Source organism: Enterococcus sp. AZ104 (assembly GCF_050546705.1).
GTDB classification, from domain to species: Bacteria; Bacillota; Bacilli; order Lactobacillales; family Enterococcaceae; genus Enterococcus; species Enterococcus faecalis.
On record NZ_CP172952.1, the window covers coordinates 2,427,351 to 2,446,435 of the forward strand.

General features: G+C 37.3%; 17 protein-coding genes. 6 read left to right on the top strand and 11 right to left on the bottom strand.

Going from position 1 to position 19,085, the window contains the following annotated elements; genetic code table 11:
• Positions 1-461: 461 nt before the first annotated feature.
• The 6 genes from IGJ37_RS11635 to sylA all read right to left on the bottom strand — a co-directional run bounded on the left by IGJ37_RS11635 (position 462) and on the right by sylA (position 4,375).
• The gene (locus IGJ37_RS11635; protein ID WP_002409212.1) at positions 462-869 is read right to left on the bottom strand and encodes a hypothetical protein; all 408 of its coding nucleotides are present in this window, start codon (positions 867-869) and stop codon (positions 462-464) included.
• Positions 870-883: 14 nt separating this feature from the next.
• Positions 884-2,497: an EndoU domain-containing protein gene (locus IGJ37_RS11640; protein ID WP_430598925.1), complete on the bottom strand. Its 1,614-nt coding sequence runs from the start codon at positions 2,495-2,497 to the stop codon at positions 884-886.
• Positions 2,488-2,850 carry a hypothetical protein gene (locus IGJ37_RS11645; RefSeq protein ID WP_325815180.1) on the bottom strand — a complete coding sequence of 121 codons (363 nt, stop codon included), beginning with the start codon at positions 2,848-2,850 and terminating at the stop codon, positions 2,488-2,490. The genes IGJ37_RS11640 and IGJ37_RS11645 overlap by 10 nt, the downstream gene beginning before the upstream one ends.
• Before the next feature lie 9 nt (positions 2,851-2,859).
• Positions 2,860-3,114 (bottom strand): hypothetical protein, encoded by a 255-nt coding sequence (locus IGJ37_RS11650; RefSeq protein WP_325815182.1) that lies wholly within the window; start codon positions 3,112-3,114, stop codon positions 2,860-2,862.
• Positions 3,115-3,391: 277 nt separating this feature from the next.
• Entirely contained in the window at positions 3,392-3,904 is a 513-nt protein-coding gene (locus IGJ37_RS11655; protein ID WP_002391365.1) for a GNAT family N-acetyltransferase, read from the bottom strand.
• A gap of 18 nt (positions 3,905-3,922) precedes the next feature.
• The gene (gene sylA, locus IGJ37_RS11660) at positions 3,923-4,375 is read right to left on the bottom strand and encodes a transcriptional regulator SylA (protein ID WP_002370053.1); all 453 of its coding nucleotides are present in this window, start codon (positions 4,373-4,375) and stop codon (positions 3,923-3,925) included.
• Positions 4,376-4,567: 192 nt separating this feature from the next.
• Between sylA and IGJ37_RS11665 the strand changes: the two genes are divergently transcribed.
• Positions 4,568-5,260: a hypothetical protein gene (locus IGJ37_RS11665; RefSeq protein WP_325815184.1), complete on the top strand. Its 693-nt coding sequence runs from the start codon at positions 4,568-4,570 to the stop codon at positions 5,258-5,260.
• Positions 5,261-5,424: 164 nt separating this feature from the next.
• On the opposite strand, the gene IGJ37_RS11670 is transcribed toward IGJ37_RS11665, so the two are convergent.
• Positions 5,425-7,086 carry a SulP family inorganic anion transporter gene (locus tag IGJ37_RS11670; protein WP_325815185.1) on the bottom strand — a complete coding sequence of 554 codons (1,662 nt, stop codon included), beginning with the start codon at positions 7,084-7,086 and terminating at the stop codon, positions 5,425-5,427.
• 176 nt (positions 7,087-7,262) lie between these two features.
• Here IGJ37_RS11670 and IGJ37_RS11675 point away from each other — a divergent pair, with 176 nt between their 5' ends.
• Entirely contained in the window at positions 7,263-8,330 is a 1,068-nt protein-coding gene (locus IGJ37_RS11675; protein WP_002367364.1) for a choloylglycine hydrolase family protein, read from the top strand.
• A gap of 103 nt (positions 8,331-8,433) precedes the next feature.
• Here IGJ37_RS11675 and IGJ37_RS11680 read toward each other — a convergent pair whose 3' ends face one another.
• Positions 8,434-9,846 (bottom strand): glycoside hydrolase family 1 protein, encoded by a 1,413-nt coding sequence (locus tag IGJ37_RS11680; protein ID WP_129193983.1) that lies wholly within the window; start codon positions 9,844-9,846, stop codon positions 8,434-8,436.
• Positions 9,839-11,140 carry a PTS sugar transporter subunit IIC gene (locus tag IGJ37_RS11685; protein WP_033599312.1) on the bottom strand — a complete coding sequence of 434 codons (1,302 nt, stop codon included), beginning with the start codon at positions 11,138-11,140 and terminating at the stop codon, positions 9,839-9,841. Before IGJ37_RS11685 ends, IGJ37_RS11680 begins: the two co-directional genes overlap by 8 nt.
• Before the next feature lie 111 nt (positions 11,141-11,251).
• On the opposite strand from IGJ37_RS11685, the gene IGJ37_RS11690 reads away from it, so the two are divergent.
• Complete coding sequence (locus tag IGJ37_RS11690; protein ID WP_010709058.1) at positions 11,252-12,004, top strand: MerR family transcriptional regulator; 753 nt, start codon at positions 11,252-11,254, stop codon at positions 12,002-12,004.
• 46 nt (positions 12,005-12,050) lie between these two features.
• Here IGJ37_RS11690 and IGJ37_RS11695 read toward each other — a convergent pair whose 3' ends face one another.
• A complete protein-coding gene (locus IGJ37_RS11695; protein ID WP_325815188.1) occupies positions 12,051-13,259 on the bottom strand; it encodes a chloride ion channel protein in 1,209 nt (402 codons plus the stop codon).
• A gap of 207 nt (positions 13,260-13,466) precedes the next feature.
• Positions 13,467-15,125, bottom strand: coding sequence for a PucR family transcriptional regulator (locus IGJ37_RS11700; RefSeq protein WP_325815189.1), 1,659 nt, complete (start codon positions 15,123-15,125; stop codon positions 13,467-13,469).
• 127 nt (positions 15,126-15,252) lie between these two features.
• Here IGJ37_RS11700 and IGJ37_RS11705 point away from each other — a divergent pair, with 127 nt between their 5' ends.
• Genes IGJ37_RS11705 through IGJ37_RS11715 form a run of 3 tightly spaced genes read left to right on the top strand, consistent with a single transcriptional unit; the run spans position 15,253 to position 19,067 of the window.
• Entirely contained in the window at positions 15,253-16,119 is an 867-nt protein-coding gene (locus IGJ37_RS11705; protein WP_002365307.1) for a DUF2877 domain-containing protein, read from the top strand.
• Positions 16,097-17,656, top strand: a complete 1,560-nt coding sequence (fdrA, locus tag IGJ37_RS11710; protein ID WP_325815191.1) for an acyl-CoA synthetase FdrA — start codon at positions 16,097-16,099, stop codon at positions 17,654-17,656. The genes IGJ37_RS11705 and fdrA overlap by 23 nt, the downstream gene beginning before the upstream one ends.
• A complete protein-coding gene (locus IGJ37_RS11715) occupies positions 17,643-19,067 on the top strand; it encodes a DUF1116 domain-containing protein (RefSeq protein ID WP_002355045.1) in 1,425 nt (474 codons plus the stop codon). The genes fdrA and IGJ37_RS11715 overlap by 14 nt, the downstream gene beginning before the upstream one ends.
• The last annotated feature ends 18 nt before the right edge of the window (positions 19,068-19,085 follow it).

Below are 19,085 nucleotides of genomic sequence, written 5' to 3' on the forward strand. Positions count from 1 at the left end.
AACTTTTCACAGATTCAAAATCTTCTTTTTCAATTTTTACGTTTTAAAAAATAACATTTTGAAAATAAAAAAACGCTTAATTTTAATCAAAAAAATAAACAAAGATTTCTGATTTTATCAGAAATCTTTGTTTCTAATGCATTTCCTCTAAGCTAGTGGCGAATAAGTTTTTGGTTTGTCGATCAAACTCATTGAGCTTTTGTATTTGCTTGTGGAGCTTGTCAATGTCTTGTTGCATACTATCAGCCATCTTAATAAAGGTCCGTTGGGCATTTTGTAAGAGTTCATAAATTCCTGGAATCGGCTGACTATGGGCTAATGTGGCGATTGCCCTAGCAGAATCGTGCAATAAATGAATATACAGTTAGCTTTTGGTAGTTATTGGCAATTTGATTAGTGAGATTGCGCTTACTAGTCAAGACTTTACTAACCTAAGCTGATCAGATATTAAAGTGCCTTTTTTATTTATTTTGTTGTAAAAATGCTTCCAAAATTCGTTTTACTGGTAAACTAGCATTTTTTAATAAATTTTCTGCTTTTCCGATTATTGCCTTGTCTGAAATAATCAAATTTCTGTATGGTTCTCCATCAAATGAACGTAATGAATCTAAAGCATATTCAACTACCTCATCATTTTCATGTAGCAATTCTAATAATACATTGAAGCCATTAATACCTGTTTCCTCATCAATACAATAGGCTAACCTAATTTTATACTTTTCTTCCTTATTCTTTAAATTATGAGTTAAATCTTTCCAATCATTTTCTGTAAATCCACTTAATAATTCTTGTACATACAAAAATTCATCATCAAAAAAGTAATTGTCTGAACTATTCTCAGATAAAACTTCATCTACTTTTTCATACATTAATTTCTCCTCCTCTATTTAGTAAATCCTCCTGGAATCGGTGCATTTACTTTCCCTGTTGGATATCCACTTACAATATTATCTCCTAGCTTAATTACATCTATCTCTACACCATCAACAATTGTTCTATGCCATGTTGCTCCGTCTCGTCCTCTAACACTTATTGTAGGTGAGTTACCAACATTCTTAATACTATCTAAAATTTTAGTATCACTCCATCCATTTGGAAAAACTGTACTATTTTTTATTTTAGAAAGATTTCCATCTGGAAATTGGGTAACAATTTTGATGTCTTTTGTACCATCAGGATTAATTTTGATAGTTTCAGTTGCAAAGTTTGGATGGTTATTGTTAATACTTGAAGAATGCCCACCAATTATTTCATTCTTAGTAGGATTTTTCCTTTGTCCCCAAAGGATTTTCTCTTCCATTTCTGGAGTAATAACTGATTTAGCCCCACTAACTTTCTTATAAACCGCATTTCCAGCACTCTTATTCCGATCAAGAGTATAAGCCTGTCCATTCTTACTTCCTTTTAAGACATTACCCGTGCTACCAGTTTCTTTTGAAAATGTCTGGGTACTTCGGATTGCTGCGGTACTTAAGCCTAACATCCACAGGGAATCCCACACACCTGACTCTTGGATTTCATCCATGACTCCTTGACCTTTTGACAGGAGACCTAATCCCAAAACTCTGTCATCTTTTTCAAAGCAATTATAGCCTTTTTTCTGCTGATTATTGACTCGGGTAGTCAGTTCCATTGACGTCAGTTCTACTACATCTAAGTCATATTTTTTTACTAGAGAAGCCAAGTTTCCTGATAGTTTTTTCTCGTCTATTCGGTAGGAATAGCCGTCCTTTTCTAGCATGTAATAATTGAAACCGTTCTTTTTATCATGAACATAAAGAATGGTGCAACCCGCTAACAGCTGTTTGTCAGTCACTTCATTTTTAGTATCTTTTTTGATTTCCGTAAAGTAACTTTTATCAACCCTACTTGGCAAGGTGTAGAGGCCGTTACTTTTGACAGTTGTTTCATTCAGGACTAAGATCCCTTGCATCGCCAACTGCATTTCCTCTAAGCTAGTGGCGAACAGGTTTTTGGTTTGTCGGTCAAACTCATTGAGCTTTTGTTTTTGCTTGTGGAGCTTATCAATGTCCTGTTGCATGCTTTCTGCCATCTTAATAAAGGTCCGTTGGGCATTTTGTAAGAGTTCATAAATTCCTGGAATCGGCTGACTATGGGCTAGCGTGGCGACTGCCCTAGCAGAATCGTGCAATAATTGTTGGTTGGCTTTCATGATTTTTATTTTCAATTTGAGTTTGTCTTCATCTAAAAAACCTTCACTGGCAATAAACGCATCCGCAGCGCTGTATTTGGCCAAATCACTTTGGACATTATCAACGGCGGCAGTCATTCGATGAATCGTCGGAATCACTAATTCTGAAAATAGCCCTTTTCCCGCATTATAGGCAGCACCAGACAATGTATGACCGTCGATAGCTGCGATTAGTTGCTGACAACCTGCTGTTAGCTCACTGGTGGTTGTTCGGGCAACTGCTAGGTTGCTGGACAGCGCGCGCATCATTGCTGAAGAATCGCTACTGGAGTAGATTAATCCCATGACAACCGACTCCTTTCTCTTTGGAGCTGTAGTCGTTCTTCATTCGATTGTGCGGTTGCTTTTGTGTATCTTTGACTTAATTCATGTGTCTGTTGTTGTAAAAAGCCCTTTAAATAGCGTTGTTTTCCAGAGAGCTCCTCTTGCTCCCAACGCGTAGACTTACCGCCTTTATGAATCACTTCTGCGTTGAGTTGCTCAAGTTCGCGAAAATTTCTAGTTAGTTCAGACTCTAGTGTACCAAAAATGGTTTGGATTTGCTTCTTTTCCTTCGACAATTGATCCATCGCTCGTTCTTTTTTGACAATCTGTTCCGCATAGTTCCTTCTTAATTTTTCATTCGTATCCTTTTCCATCGTTTCTCCTTATTTAAACGTTGTTTGGCTATCTCTAGCCGCCATCGTTGCCGCTAATTTGGGGAATTTATTGGCTTGTGCGTTGACACCATTAACTACTTTTGCTAATTGATTGAGCAGTTGATTACTGACTTTAACCCCTTTTTTCACGCTTGAAATATTGCTTTCTCCTAAATGACATGTTTGATTTTTATTCACAGATACATTCTTGATCCCGGCAATTGCCTTTTGGGCAGTGCCTTGATTGGATGCAATTTTTACCATATTTCCTCATCACTCCTTTTCATTTTTTTACCCACATCAAACTAAATCAATTATAAATAAAATGATAACTAAAATCAAAATGTTTTTCACTAACAATAAATTTAATAAGGTTTAAAATTATGTTTTAAAAAACAAATAAATGTTATATAAACAAAAAACTTAAATAAAGAGCCTTTTAAAGATAAACGAAACCTAAAAAACAAAAAAATATAATTTTTTTATATAAAAATAAAAAAAGTGAAAATAATCACCTTTTGATTATTTTCACTTTTCTCTACTATAATTCCTTTAACAAAATAAAATCCGTCTGTTCATCGTCTCCCATAAAAAACGAATGTTGACTGTAATAGCGGTAGCCAATCGTTTTATAAAATGCCCGCGCCGCATCATTGTGTTCCCAGACACCTAGCCACAGTGCGTTTTTACCAAATTCACGAGCTTTTTCTTCCGCCAGTTCTAACAATTGTGTTCCCAGCTTCTTTCCTTTAAACGCAGGCAAAATATACAATCGCTCAACCTCGAGCTTTTCTGGCCCCATCGGTTCCGTTTGTGCCTTCTCACGATTTAATTTCATGTAGCCAGCTAATTGATTATCGACAAAGATAAAATAAAAGTCAGAGTGGGGATTAGCCAATTCCTTTTGTAATTTTTCTAAATTGTAGGCTTCTACTAAATAGGCTTGCATATTTTCTGGGGTATTATATGGTCCGAAAGTATCTGTATAAGTTTCAATGCTGATTTCTTGTAACGCTGGTGCATCTTCTATTGTTAATTTTTTTATTTCTCCCATCAATCAGTCGTCCTTTCCTTAATAATTTCGAGTGTTCCCTTTTTTGACAAATTCCCAATCTTCGCTGACATTTTTACGCATCCGGACTAAGTACTCTGCCAATTGTGAAATTTCCACTTCTGACATACCTTGCAAAGCAACTTGATTCGAGTGTTGATTTTCGCGCAAAATGATTGGATAAACGTTTTTCCCTTTTTCTGTGGCATAAATCCGCTTAATTTTTTTGTTGCTTGCATCTTCTTGACGATAAATGAAGCCTTGTTCTTCCAAACGCTTAATCGCCCGCGCCGCTGTGGTTCGATCAACTTTAATCAGTTCGGCGATCTTTTCTTGGATAATTCCAGGATTTTCACAGACCCTGACCAAATAAAGATATTGTCCTCGTGTTAAAGATAATTCCTTAAATTCGATATTACTGATTGAATCTAAGGCCCGCGCAATCATGCCAATTTCTCTTAAAATATCTGTCACTAGGACACTTCCTTTCGCTAATATTTTATGATTGTCATTACTTTAACTTATTTTTGTTGCAAATGCAACAAAAATAAGTATAAAAACTACAGATTTAAACAATTTGAGCATTCGTAAAAGTAAAATAATTATTCCTTTTGTTATATTAACAAGTAAGATAAAATTAGTTATAGCGTCTATAGGAGGAATAGTATGAAAAAATTATTTTGTGTTATTTTAGTTATTTTTTTAACAGGTTGTAGTTCTCAAAAAGCGAATGAACCTAAAAAACAAGAAAATCCTACCAATCATACAACATCAATAAAAAGCAGTACTAATCATTACAGTTCTAGCACAGAAACAAGCTCTAGTAATAAACTAAAAGAAGCTTCAGAAAGTGCCAGTACCACTCAGGCTTCGTCAAAGTCTAAAAATGAAGTATCCACAAATGTCGAAGAAACAAATTCTTTAGAAGCAACACCTTATGCTGTCGATCTTAGTAGTTTAAACAACCCACTCGTATTTAATTTTAAAGGAATGAATGTGCCAACTTCAATTACGTTAGAAAACTTAAATTCAACACCAACTGCTACCTTCCGAACTAAATTGTTCGGGGCTGAAAATGGTCAAGTGAAAGAAGCCATTAATAAATATGAGCTATCTATAAATACAATTCCTACAAAAGAGATTAGAATATTTTCAGCGGACGATAACAGTATTCGCACCGTTAAAGTAAATACAGAGTTAATTTTAGGAACTAATATTTCTTCAAACGATGAACAAAATAGATCGGGTACTTTATACTTATTCAACAATAAAAATGGTTCGATATCTTTAATCACTCCTAACTACGCTGGCAATGTTACGGATGATCAAAAAGACGTTATGCTAGAAGTAATTCAATAAATAACCAAAAAAAATAATAAAGAGAAAACTTCATACTTAGAAGTTTTCTCTTTATTATTTTTTAGGAACTCCTCTAGAAACTCGTTTTAGTCCCCACTTATTTTTCTTATTTCTTCACCCATTAAGCTCGCGATAGAAAATAGAACATTTCATTTGAAAATGAATTATGGTTCTGCAACATGCACCGTTTGTAAAAATTCTGCGACTGAGAAATGGTATTCTTTCTCTTGATTTCCTTGAATGGTTCGAATCATTTTCTCAACTTCTGGTTGCAGAGCGGCAAACTGAACTTGTTGTCCGCGACCTTCTGCTGCGAGACAAAATTCTTCTAAAATATCTAACGCCGTACTATCAATGCTAGGAACTCCTCGCATTGAAAATACTACACCACTTTTTGTTTCCAATTGCAGTAACGTTTGTTTCAATCGTTCAGAAGACATGAAAAATAACGGGCCACTCAAATAAACCACCACCCAATTTTCCGTACAATCGGTCGGTACTAGCCCCATTCTTGACCAATCAACTTCCTCGACATTAATCGTAATCACGGCACTTTTCGCAATGAAAAACAGGCAACCCGCTAAGACCCCTAAAACAATAGCTAAACTCAAGTCAAAAATAACGGTCGCTACCATCGTTAAAAAGAATAAACATAAGGCTGTGTGGAAACGTTTCTGGAAGAATTCTTTAATCACCGACCATTCATTCATTCGCCACGCTGTCACCACTAAAACACCAGCTAACGCAGGCATGGGAATTTTAGACATGACTGGCGATAAAAGCAACATCGATAACAATAAAAAGACCGCATGAAAAATACCCGCTAAACGTGTTTGCGTACCAGATTTAATCACTACGCTCGTGCGGGCAATCGCTGCCGTCGCAGGCACGCCACCGAAAAATGGCAAAATTAAGTTGCCAATTCCTTGTGCCACTAGTTCCTGATTACTGTCTAATGGTTTCCCTGTCATGCGACCAGCCGAAGCGCCACAAAGCAAACTTTCAATCATACCTAACATAGCAATGCTAATCGAAGGCACCAAAATATCCTGAAACGCACTTAATTGAAGTGAACCAAGTTCCAAACGTGTATCACTAAAAATACTTGTCGGAATTTTCCCTACAGTGGCCACTGGCAGTTGAAAAACCACTGTTGCTAAAGTAGCTAAAATAATCATCACCAATGAAGCTGGTATCATCGCATTCCACTTTTTCGGAAAGAACACTAATCCAAGCACCACTAAAATCGATATAACCGTCGTTGGTATACTTAAATCAAAGCCCAATGAACGATAACTGCTGATTTTCTCAATTAAATTGTGTCCTTCTGAACGAACCCCAAAGAAATTATCAAGCTGCCCCAACGCAATAATAATAGCAATTCCTGAAGTAAACCCGGTAATGACCGGTGACGGAATAAAAGAAGTCAAGCTCCCTAAGCGCAAAATCCCTGCCAAAAGCAAGAAAATTCCCGCCAAAAAGGTGGCCAACAAAATCCCTTGCATGCCATGCACTGCCGCAATTGACATTAAAATAGCTGCCATCGCACCTGTTGGTCCTGAAATTTGATAAAACCCACCTGAAAGGCTCCCAATCACAATTCCAGCGATAATCGCCGTGATCATGCCAGCTGCTGCAGTGGCGCCGCTAGAGACCCCAAACGCTAACGCTAACGGCAACGCGACGGCTGCGACAGTCAAACCTGCCAAGAAATCTTTTTTCAATTTTTTTTGATTATACCCTTTAAATTCATCCCTTATCATTTGTGTGTACTTTTTAAACATTCGCATCCTCTTTTCATGAAATTTCCATTCTAAAGATATCATATTTTCGGAAAGATAATAAGGTGTTTTGTGAAGGAAATCGCTAAAAAATTTTTTTCACCTCATTTAGACAAAATTGTCTAATATTTTAGGAATTTAGCCACCGCTGTTTCCTAGAGTATGATATGCTTAACTAGTAAACAGGCTTCACAAACTTACATTAATTGGGGGAAACTATTATGTGTACAGGCATCAAGATTATTTCCAAAACAAATGATATTTTTTATGGACGTACGATGGATTTTACGTTTGACTTTTTTGGCAACGAAGATCCAATTGCACCAAAAATCCCTACTCTAATTGCTCAATTTCCAAAAGGTACAGTTCTAAACAGCCAACTAAATCCTTGGACGGCAAAATATGCCTTTATGGGACTAGCAATGTCAGGCACAGATCAACCAGCGAACGATGGTAAAACCGTCAGCCTTGCTATCACAGATGGTATCAACGAAGCCGGCTTATCTGGTGATATTCAATATTTAATGGAATCTTCAACAGCACCTGCTGAAAGTTTAGCAGATCGTGGTTTAACACCTCATATTGCAGAAGAAGTTCTCGCTTATATTTTGAGTAATTTTGAAAGCGTTGACGAAGTAAAAGTAGCTTTTGAAAAAATCGGCCTGTTAGATCAAAAATTCCAACTTGATTCATTGGGGGAAGTTCATTTTACCTTACACTGGACCATTAATGATAAAAATAATAATAGTATCGTTTTGCAACCAACAGATAACGGAGCGTTCGTCATTTATGATTCGATTGGCGTAGTCACAAACAGCCCAGAATACAATTATCATTTAACCAATGCACGAAACTATATCGGAATGCGCAACTACGCTATTAAAGAACCTTACACTTTAAAATCAGGCGCAACACTTGACCCAATTGAAGGTGGGACTTCTTACGGACTACTAGGAATCCCAGGAGACTTCACTTCGCCGTCACGCTTCATTCGTGCGTTATACTATTCTGACAATCTCCAAGAATTTGATAGCTCTGAAGGGATTATGCAACTCTATCGCGCCTTCCAAACAGTGATGATTCCTCGGGGGATTGGCCATTTAGGTCAAAGTAATTCTCTGTCTGATTTCACACATTATTGGTCAGGATATGATGTGACTAATCTAACCATGTATGTCCAACCAGAAAGTACTACCTCATTTACAAAATACACTTTGGATCCAGCTTTAACAGAAGTTACTACTTTTGCTGTTTCTAACGAGCTACTATTAACAGATTTAAATCAATAAAAACACAAACAACGTCTCTGACCAGGTCCTTGGTCAGAGACGTTGTTTCGTTCATGCGTTTAGTTGTTCAGTTATTTTATCATACCACTCCGGAAAATAGAGCTTACAACTCTGCACCATTGGACTCAATGATCTTTTGATACCAATAAAAAGAGGCTTTCTTTTTTCGAGCCAGCGTCCCCTGACCTTCATCATCTAAATCTACATAAATCAAACCATACCTTTTACCAATTTCTCCAGTTGAAGCACTAATTGAGTCGATGGCACTCCAGACGGTAAAACCAATTACTGGCACACCATCTAAGACAATCGCTTGTTTCACTGCCAGCAAATGTTGTTGTAAATAATCAATGCGATAATCATCATAAATTTCACCATTTTCTGAACAATGATCAACTGCTCCTAAGCCATTTTCAACAATCATAATTTCTTTCTCATATCGTTGATACAAACGATTTAAACTAATCCGCAGTCCCAGTGGATCCACTTGCCAGCCCCATTCAGATTGCTCTAAAAAGGGATTTTTCCCTCCTGTTGCCATATTTCCTGCTGCTGTTTCTGGTGCAGTAGTCCAACTCATATAATAACTTATACTAACAAAGTCCACCACACCTTCTCGTAGGTCTTGTTCATCTTCTTCTGTAATAACTAGTTGGACATCCAGTTGCTCCAACATTTTTTTAGCCCACGGAGAATAATATCCTCGAATCTGAATATCACCAAAATAATAGGTTTCCTCATCATCCATCATTGCTTGAAAAACAGATTCAGGGTGACAATTGTGCGGATAAGTCGGGCCATACATAAGCATTGTTGCAAAACGATAGTTGCTTGAATATTTCCGACCTAATTGAACCGCTTTTGCACTTGCTACTAACTGATGATGCGCCATTTGGAAAATTTCTTGATAATTTTCTGTATGAATCCCAGTAGAAAAATAAGGCATATACGTAATAACATTAATCTCATTAAACGGAATCCAATAGCGGACACGATCACTAAATCGTTGAAATAGCGCTTCACAAAAGCGTAAATAGAACGTAATGACTTGGCGATTTTTCCACGAACCATATTTTGTCACTAAATTTTCTGGTAAATCAAAATGTGAAATCGTTATAATTGGTTCGATTCGATGACGCTCTAGCTCGTCCAAAATTTTTTCATAAAATAATAAACCTGCTTCATTAGGCCGTTCCTCTTCTCCAGTTGGAAAAATGCGTGACCATTGGATTGAAAATCGAAGACTTTTAAATCCCATATCAGCGAACAGTTGGATATCTTTTTGATAACTTTCATAAAAGCCAATCGCTCGATGAGAAGGATAGTATTGATTTACATCCACTTGTTGAGTTATTTGACGTTTCTCCCCTTTTTTACAACGCAAAGCTAAATCTAAATTACTCAAGCCTTTTCCGTCACGGTTATAGGCACCTTCTACTTGAGTAGCAGAAATTGCACCACCCCACAAAAAATCATTTGGCATACTGCTCAATTGTTTTTTTTCACTGCTACTCATTTTCTTGTTCTCCTGTCGCTAAGGTCTGCTCTTCTTTCACTGCTCGTTCATCAGCCATACGGAAAAACGGATAATATAACAACGTCAGAGCAATTACCACAGCAATCATTGCCAACCCAAAGCGAATGCCGCCATAGAAAGTTTCTGCAACAACTGGTGGTGTCACCCAAGGTAATTCAACCGTTGGATTATAGTAATTTAAGAAACCAACTTTATAGAATAAATGTAACACCAAACCACCGACAGCTGTTGAACTTACCAACGGAATAAAGAAAATAGGGTTCAGCATAATCGGAACACCGAAAATCAATGGCTCATTAATATTGAAAATACTTGGTACAACACCTAATTTACCAAGGGATTTGTATCGTTCTGATTTTGCTCTTAACATACAAAAGGCTAAACCAATCGTATTCCCAGTTCCGCCAACCATAATAATACTAGAGAAAAACATAATTTCTGGATAAGGCAACACTTGACCAGCAATAAATGCATTAATATTAGCTAAAAAGACTGGCGCCATCACAGCAAAGAAAATATTAATAATTGGACTTGGATGAATACCAAAAAACCATAATAGATTTGCTAGTGTAAAGACTACAATAACCGTCATTGGTGATTGGCCTAATGATGCAATTGGTTTACTCACTAACTCGGTTAAAAAGCTCATCGCATCCCCCGAACCAGTATATGTGAAAATAGCTTTGACTAATAAAGCTACCACAAAAATTATCATGGCTACAAAGGTTGGACTTAACGAATCTGTCACCATCGTAGGAACGGAATCAGGTAATTTAATTCGTAAAAATTCTTTTTTCATTAAATAACTATATAACATAGTTACACCTAAACCGACTAGAATAGCTACAAAAATCCCGTCAGTCCCAATTGATGCTGTTTTAATGACAATTGTTTCTTCTCCACCTAATTTAACGGCAAACTGTGGTACCAAGATCAAGAAAAATGCCAAAGATAAAATAACACTAGTGATGGGATTTTGTTTTTCCATCTTCGCAGTTTCATACGCAATGGTACAAACAATGTAAACAGCGTACAAGCCGCTGGTCATAGCAATGACTTCTTGAATGATTGGAGCTAACCCAATGGATGTTAAAAATTCTTGCCAAATTGGAATAGGAAAATTCCCTACAATTGCGATAAAAGCAACCCCTAAAGAAACGGGTAAAACAGCCATCATCCCATTAGTTAGTGCTTGAATGACCTTACTTTTTTGCATTCTTTCAGCGATTGGACCAATAAACTTTTCTAAAAAACGTTGAAACTTATCAAACATACAATTCTCTCCTCTTTCTAATTTACGTTGAGTATACACCTTAAAGTTACTTCAAGGTAAAGCGGTTTTATAAACTAATTTTGTGTTATACTAAAATTGAGGTGAATGCTGATGAACCAAGACCATCTTTACTCGCTAGAAACGATTGCTTCCTTGTTGAAAATTCCTAAGTCCACATTGCGCTATTGGGAAAAAGAACGGTTGATTCATTCTGTTCGAGGCGATACAAATGATTATCGACAATACACAACAGAACAGCTGATTGCTATCTGTGAAATCAAGTTTTATCGCGACTTAAATTTTTCCATTAAAGAAATTAAAAACTTATATACCAATCCATTATCAGATACCCAGAAATTACTAGAAAATGCACGTCAAGATTTAGAAGAACGCATTACACAGTTAAAACAAATTCACAGAAACTTAATCACTTATCAACAAAAATATGAAGAAGTCAGCCAACTACAAGAGGAAGTCTTGAAAGAAGAAATACCGCCGTTTAAAACTCTTTACTATTTCCACCCTGCAAAAGCAGAAAATCTTTTGCTTTACTTGAATGATCCAAGTATTTTAGGCTTTGTTTTATCACCAGATGAACAAACTATTGAACATTTTTCAACGACTAATAAAGACAGCGCCGCTTTCCCTTTAGCCTTACATTGGGAATTCGATGCTTCTAAAAGCTACTATAGTCAACTGATTCGTATAGAAGAAAGTAGCAATCAGTTGCAGCCACAACAAATTCAGAAAAATCTAATTTACTTAAAAGAACAAGGCTATCAAGTCCATCAACTATTGGGCCGCTATCTGCTTTCAAAAAAACATCAAGATTACTATCAACTATGGTTTGAGTGTTCTAATTAGAAAAACGTCAAATCGGCTTAATCCCCTAAGTCGATTTGACGTTTTTCTAGTTACTCTTAATAATTTTATTTTTCAATAGCCATTGTACAAATAACACAAGGACTACAACTGGCCAAAGCGTGATTGGGAAAAAGAGCCCCACAAAAATGCCTGGTACAAGAATCGTCCCTAAAATCTGGGTTGTTAAACTCGTAGCAAAAATTGCGACAACAAAAAGTGAGTCAATTGTTGGGAAAAATTGCGCGACCGCAAACCCGATTAAAATAGCTGAAAAAACGACGGGAAAAATATCGCCACCTATCCAACCTATCTGTAAACAAACTTGTAAAAATACTAGTTTCATTATCGCAGCGACCACCAAGATATACCAGGCTTGTTGACTACCAAAACTAGGAACTAAATGCATAAAAGATTGTCCTGAAAATAGTAATCTTGGCATTAAAATAACAAAAAGAAAAATACAGGCTGCGCCTAAACTTACCAGTATGCTTTGCTTTCCTTCAAACGGTTGGCATATTTTAGCCAGAGCAGCTTTCAACCATCGATAGGCGTTACCAATCACAAAAGCAGTTAATAAAGCGGGTAAAATCAGCCATAACGAAGCCATTTCAATTTTTCCAGTTCCTAACTTCGTAATAAACGATGGGTGTCCCACCAATTTCATTAAAAAGGTAAACACCACCAACCCGTTCACAATAAATAACCCGTTCATCACTTGTTTCAGTTTCTTTTTATCCGAAGGAGCGAGCCTCGTATCGTAGCGCTGAACAAACTGTTTCGGATGCAGCAAGCGCTGGATTTTTGTCCAAAATGTTTGCTGTTCTTGCTCGTCATAATGAAAATAAAGGTACCGTAACTTATCAGATTGCCAGACTGACAACGAAATAATTGCTCCCAACAATGCAGCTTCAGGACCGACACCAGCTCCGAAAATTAAAATTACCAAGGCGGCCAATAAATTTCTAAACACACCTGAATAATCGACCGATTGTTTCGCCTTCAATTCTGTCAGCGCCTCATGCGCCGTTTGTGGTACTTGCCCGAAGCGTTTCTTCAGATAACTCAATACCAACGCTCCTAGCACACACAAGACAAAATAATAGAGGATTGGCCACTTCATTTGCGCTGGCAACACCTCCCAGAGCAGAGTCGTTAGCTCTCCTTCAATGATTAAAAACGCTCCTGAAATTCCCGCGATGATACTACTTAAAAATAACCCACTGACGATAATTGTCCACATTTTTCTGTTACGCATACTTCCTCCAAATGATAGTTGTTTCTTTTATAGTAGCAGATAGTTAGTGGTTTGTGTTTGAAGATTTTGGGAAGGAATTATTTTTTTGAAAAAATTGAGGTTATGAAAAGATTCCATTTTTTATTAATTAAATTATCCTTCTTGTATAATCGTTTCTTTTAGCTATATATATTCCATTAAATTAAAAACCGCCACTTATATTGCTTCTTAAGTTCCCACAAACAACGCCACTTCCAGCGCCAACAAGTCCACTTCCTTATCAAAATCCAACAGCACTAGCTGTTCAATTTTCTCCAATCGTTGTAACAAAGTATTACGATGAATAAAGAGCTTTTTGGCTGTTTGAGACAAGTTTCGTTTTGATTGAAAATAGACATTCAGTGTATGGACAAAGTCGGTATGTTGCTGTTGATCACTTTTCTGCAATGGTTGGAGATATTTGTTTCTGAGGGTTGCTTGTCCTTCTTCTAAAAAATAACGTTGTAGTGTCTGTCTAAAATGAAAATTCGCGTAGGAAGCAATCCTCATTTCAGGTTTTTCTGCAACGAATTGGCGTTGAAAGGTTAAAACATCAATCGCTTGTTGATACGATTCATGAATCTGGGTCAGACCTTGAATCTTAGGTCCTATTGTTAGGAAAAGTTCCACATCTTCTTGTACTTTCATTAACTGATTTATACTACTTTGTGCTAGGCGTTGCATCATTTTCAGATAATCGCCTTCTTTTTCAGGTGGATTTTCAACTAATAAGACAAAGGAACTGTCAATTTCAATACAAACAATTTTTTGTTTGTCCCCTAAAATAACTTGGTTTAGCTGGTTACCTAAAATAGACATTCTTTCTTGCCTTTGGCGTTCATTTAAGGTTAATGAAATTAGCAAAATCGCATAGGGCTTATCTATTGCCAAGCGATAATATTGTTGAAATTGTTGGAAAACAGCTTGGTCCCTTTTTTCATGCGCAATCAGCTTAAAAAATAATTCGTTTCGTTGTTGGTATTCTTCAAATTTCCGTGAGTATTCCAATTGCAATTGTAAAAGTAAGTAATGAGCTGTGATTTTAAAATGAGCCACGTCGACTGGTCGTAATGGGGCCAAGGTGTTCCAGACGAGTAAATAATATAAAATAACATTTTTCTTTTTAATTGGATAAATTTCAATTGGCACCACTTGGTTCTGGAGTTTCAACTGTAAATGAATCGGTTCTTGATAAAAGCGTAATAATGGATGACTTTGTTCCAGCAATTGTTTTTGGAACTCTGAGGTTTCATGTCTATCTTCTAAAATGCTAGAAATACGAATTGGATTTTTAGGCAAGTCAAAAAAATTAACTCCTTCAAAGTGGTCATTCAATAACAAGACAGGATTTTGAATGGTTTCTGCTAGATCCTGCAGCAAATGAAAACTGCTACTTCCCGTTTCTAAGATTTGGTAAATTTTATTATGCAATGCGGTTTCTTGCGCATTCATGTCAAATTGTTCTAACGTGACACGACTTTTCAACACATCAGCAATTTGTGAAAAGGTGTAATTGTAAGGAATTGCTAAAATAGGAACGTTCATTTCATCTGCTAATTTGATTAGGTCTGGTGGAACTTCTTCAAAATAACGTTGGGTTTTAAATCCTAAGGCAGCACAATGGTGTTTGGCTAGTTCTTTCAAAAAATTTTTCTGTAATTTCCGATCATCTTTAAATATGTACCCTGTCGTTAACAGCAGCTCACCTGCTGTTAGCCAATCTAAAATATCAGGATTTTCTAAAATATTGACTTTTAAAATCGGTTGGTCCTGATTTTTATGTCCTGCCACTAAGGTAATGCCAGGTAATTCTTCTAACGTTAATAAATCACTCACTTTTAACATCATTTATCCTCCCAATGTACAAATTGTCCATTCAAACTTGTAAATCAATGTCATTTTTAGCAATTGTTTATCGTGCTGGATTCTTTTATTATGAAGTTGTGAAAGCGCTATTAAAAAGGAGGTCGTTGGAATGACAAAAATTTTAGCTTATGACCAAACGATTTTATCGAAACTCCCTCATCAAACATTGACTAGTTTGCAATGTTTTACGCACGCTATTAATTATGGTCATGTAGACACCCAAGAAATTCTCTTGACCATTTCAACGCATCCCGAACATATAGCACCTAACACGATTATACTCGATGAAAAAAAACTTAGCCATTTCGCTGATTTACCTGTCCAAATTGAGCCCCTGTTTATCCGGTTAGGCCGACGACAATTAACACTAGCCGATGCCCAAATTTGGCAACCAACGCCACTTTATTTAACACCCAGTAAAACAAAAATAGCTATTTTTTTAACGTATATTCAGCAAACTCGTTTCAATCCTTGGCAAGCGCTTTTTCCTGCTTCGTCGTCAACCTTTCTTTTTGATTCTTATAGTCGGACCCAGATTCAAAAAGAAATGATTCATTTTCAACAGGCTTGGGAGCAAAAATCTTTTAAAATAGCTCTTGATTGTTTAACGAAGATTTTGGGATTGGGGATTGGTTTAACCCCCACTGGCGATGATTTTATCACAGGATTACTTGCTAGTTTTTCTGCATTACAGCAACTTCCCTCGAATTTCCAACAGCTGGCTGTGCTAGCCAAGGAACGAACGAATGCGGTCAGTTATGCGGAAATCCATGAAGCAGTGAACGAGCGGTTTTCTCAACTAGTTCAGCGTGTTTTTTTATCAATTGAAAGTGGAAATACAAACGAAATGGCTCAAGCGGTTTCAGCTTTAGAGGAGGTGGGCTCAACTTCAGGAAGCGACATACTTTGCGGCATTATTTTTGGTTTAAAACTATTTTGTGAGGAGAATAATCATGACAATTCAAACAGTAATTAAAGAGAACGCCTATTTTGATTCAGTTACTTTAATGACCATTTCAACACGAGCCAATGAACTGGCTGGAGTTAAAACTGCAATGATTGGGATGGGAACCGACATGAATCTTGAAGTGATTCGGAATGTTGGTTTATATACACCCGCCTTGGATCATGTTACAACGGGCGATTTATTAATTGTTTTAGATCTTGATGACCAAGCGGACTCAGAAGAAATTTTACAGCAAGTCGACGAGTTATTTACGAAGAAAAAGAAAACCGCTTCTTCTGAAGTAACCTATAAGACGTTAGATTCAGCCCTTCATGAAGAGCCTGATGCCAACTTAGTTGTAATTTCTGTCAATGGAAAATTTGCTGCACGAGAAGCGCATAAAGCTTTAGATCAGCAAAAACACGTCATGCTCTTTAGTGATAACGTGACGGTTGACGAGGAATTAGCGTTAAAACAAAAAGCACACGAAAAAGAACTGTTTGTGATGGGCCCTGATTGTGGAACAGCGATTATTAATGGCGTCGGGTTATGTTTTGCTAACGAGGTACGTTCAGGAGATATTGGAATTGTCGGCGCTTCTGGTACAGGCAGCCAAGAAGTTAGTGTCCAAATCCATAAATATGGTTATGGGATTTCACAATTAATTGGTACTGGCGGCCGTGATTTGTCTGCTGAAATTGGTGGGCTGATGATGCTTGACGGACTGGATGCTTTAATGGCTGACGAACAAACTAAGGCAATTTTGCTTATTTCTAAACCGCCTGCTCCAGAAGTAACAGAGAAAATTTTAAAAAAATTAGCTGTTTCAACTAAACCAGTTGTTATTTATTTTATCGGCAGTGAACAAACGGAACGAAAAATAGACAACGTCACTTTTGCTACTTCTTCTCTGGATGCAGTTCAAAAAGTGATTCAATTTAGTCAAACACAGGAAGCGGAAAACAGCCTCTATCAAAATCCGACAGGCGCAACGTTAACAGCCATCCAACAGCAACAAGCCCCTTCTCAAAAATTTGTTCGTGGGTTGTTCTGTGGTGGCACTCTTTGTGATGAACTTTTATATGCTTTAACAGAAGTCTCTGATGATGTTTATAGTAATATTCATAAAATTCCTGAACGACAATTAGCAAATCCTGACCACAGCCAAGCACATACATTGATTGATTTCGGTGATGATCGTTTCACAGAAGGCCGCCCACATCCAATGATCGATCCGACTTCTCGGATTACTCGCATTCTTCAAGAAGCCAAAGATCCTGAAGTGGCAGTTTTAGCGTTAGATTTTGAATTAGGTTATGGTTCTCACGAAAATCCCGTTGGTGTGTTAGCAGAGGCGTTAAAGGAAGCCAAAGCAATAGCGAAAGCAGATGGTCGTGAGTTAGCCATTATTGGCTATGTTTTAGGGACCGAAGAAGATCCACAAGCTATTCATGAACAGCGGAAAATTTTAGAAGATTTAGAGGTTCTCGTTGTCGACAGCAGTCATCAACTTTGCGAAGCCACCAAAACTTTTGTAAAAGGAGCGAACGAACATGAGCAGAAATGATCTTTTTAAGCAGCCTTTAGATACGATCAATGTAGGCATTGACTTTATACATGAAGATATGAAAAAACAAGGGATTCCTTCACATCAAGTAAATTGGGCACCGCCAGCCAATGGTGACCCAGAGCTATTAAAATTATTGGATCAATTAAAAAATCCAACACTTTATGAAAAAATCCAACAAGCCAACGAAGAAGCGGTTACCCGCATTATTCAATCAAAACCTATTTTAGTAGGATTTGATAAAGCAATTAATGTCATGCCCGATATGACTGAAACGACCATTTTACATGCTGGGCCACCCATTACTTATGAAAATATGTGCGGACCGATGAAAGGTGCCGTTCAAGGAGCGCTTGTTTTTGAAGGATTAGCAAAAGATCTAGCTGATGCCGATCGGGTTGCTCGTTCTGGCGCAATTACGTTTTCTCCTTGTCATGAACATGATGCCGTTGGTTCTATGGCTGGCGTGACTTCTCCGAATATGTACGTTCATATTATCAAAAATGAAACGTACGGCAACACGGCTTTTACTAATTTAAGTGAACAATTGGCGAAAGTTTTACGATTTGGTGCAAATGATCAATCCGTCGTGGATCGCCTGATTTGGATGCGCGATGTTTTAGGTCCATTACTTCATGATGCCATGACTTTTTGTCCAGAAGGCATTGATTTACGCTTAATGCTTTCACAAGCCTTGCATATGGGCGATGAGTGTCATAATCGCAATGTAGCCGGAAGTACGTTGTTAGTCCAAGCATTAACACCTTACATGGTTCAAACTGATTTTTCTCGTGAACAATTAAAAGAAGTATTTGAATTTCTTGGCAGTTCTGACTATTTTTCTGGTCCGACTTGGATGGGCGCCGCTAAATGTGCGTTAGATGCTGGGCATAATGTGGAGAATAGTACAATTGTCACCACCATGTGTCGCAACGGGGTCGAATTTGGGATTCGTGTCAGTGGAATTGGCGGAAATCACTGGTTTACGGGGCCTGCCCAACGGGTGATTGGTCCGATGTTTGCTGGTTACACACAAGAAGATGCTGGTTTGGATATGGGCGATAGTGCTATTACAGAAACGTATGGTGTTGGCGGATTTGCTATGGCAGCTGCACCAGCAATTGTCCCATTAGTTGGCGGAACAGTGGCAGAAGCATTGAATTATTCAAAAGAAATGCTGGAAATTACTACGAAAGAAAATCCCAATGTCACGATTCCTGTTTTAGATTTTATGGGGATTCCTTCAGGCATCGATGTCTTAAAAGTCTTAGAAACAGGAATGCTGCCTGTCATTAATACTGCTATTGCTCATAAAGAACCGGGGATTGGTATGATTGGCGCTGGATTGACTAATCCGCCAGCAAATGTCTTTAACGAGGCACTAAAAGCTTTAGTAGCTAAAATAAACTAATTTCAAAAACTTAGTAAA

Bases quoted from the DNA above. Each gene is read 5' to 3' on its own strand.
- IGJ37_RS11635 (WP_002409212.1), bottom strand. From the start codon at position 869: ATGTATGAAAAAGTAGATGAAGTTTTATCTGAGAATAGTTCAGACAAT.
- IGJ37_RS11640 (WP_430598925.1), bottom strand. From the start codon at position 2,497: ATGGGATTAATCTACTCCAGTAGCGATTCTTCAGCAATGATGCGCGCG.
- IGJ37_RS11645 (WP_325815180.1), bottom strand. From the start codon at position 2,850: ATGGAAAAGGATACGAATGAAAAATTAAGAAGGAACTATGCGGAACAG.
- IGJ37_RS11650 (WP_325815182.1), bottom strand. From the start codon at position 3,114: ATGGTAAAAATTGCATCCAATCAAGGCACTGCCCAAAAGGCAATTGCC.
- IGJ37_RS11655 (WP_002391365.1), bottom strand. From the start codon at position 3,904: ATGGGAGAAATAAAAAAATTAACAATAGAAGATGCACCAGCGTTACAA.
- IGJ37_RS11665 (WP_325815184.1), top strand. From the start codon at position 4,568: ATGAAAAAATTATTTTGTGTTATTTTAGTTATTTTTTTAACAGGTTGT.
- IGJ37_RS11670 (WP_325815185.1), bottom strand. From the start codon at position 7,086: ATGATATCTTTAGAATGGAAATTTCATGAAAAGAGGATGCGAATGTTT.
- IGJ37_RS11675 (WP_002367364.1), top strand. From the start codon at position 7,263: ATGTGTACAGGCATCAAGATTATTTCCAAAACAAATGATATTTTTTAT.
- IGJ37_RS11680 (WP_129193983.1), bottom strand. From the start codon at position 9,846: ATGAGTAGCAGTGAAAAAAAACAATTGAGCAGTATGCCAAATGATTTT.
- IGJ37_RS11685 (WP_033599312.1), bottom strand. From the start codon at position 11,140: ATGTTTGATAAGTTTCAACGTTTTTTAGAAAAGTTTATTGGTCCAATC.
- IGJ37_RS11690 (WP_010709058.1), top strand. From the start codon at position 11,252: ATGAACCAAGACCATCTTTACTCGCTAGAAACGATTGCTTCCTTGTTG.
- IGJ37_RS11695 (WP_325815188.1), bottom strand. From the start codon at position 13,259: ATGCGTAACAGAAAAATGTGGACAATTATCGTCAGTGGGTTATTTTTA.
- IGJ37_RS11700 (WP_325815189.1), bottom strand. From the start codon at position 15,125: ATGATGTTAAAAGTGAGTGATTTATTAACGTTAGAAGAATTACCTGGC.
- IGJ37_RS11705 (WP_002365307.1), top strand. From the start codon at position 15,253: ATGACAAAAATTTTAGCTTATGACCAAACGATTTTATCGAAACTCCCT.
- fdrA (WP_325815191.1), top strand. From the start codon at position 16,097: ATGACAATTCAAACAGTAATTAAAGAGAACGCCTATTTTGATTCAGTT.
- IGJ37_RS11715 (WP_002355045.1), top strand. From the start codon at position 17,643: ATGAGCAGAAATGATCTTTTTAAGCAGCCTTTAGATACGATCAATGTA.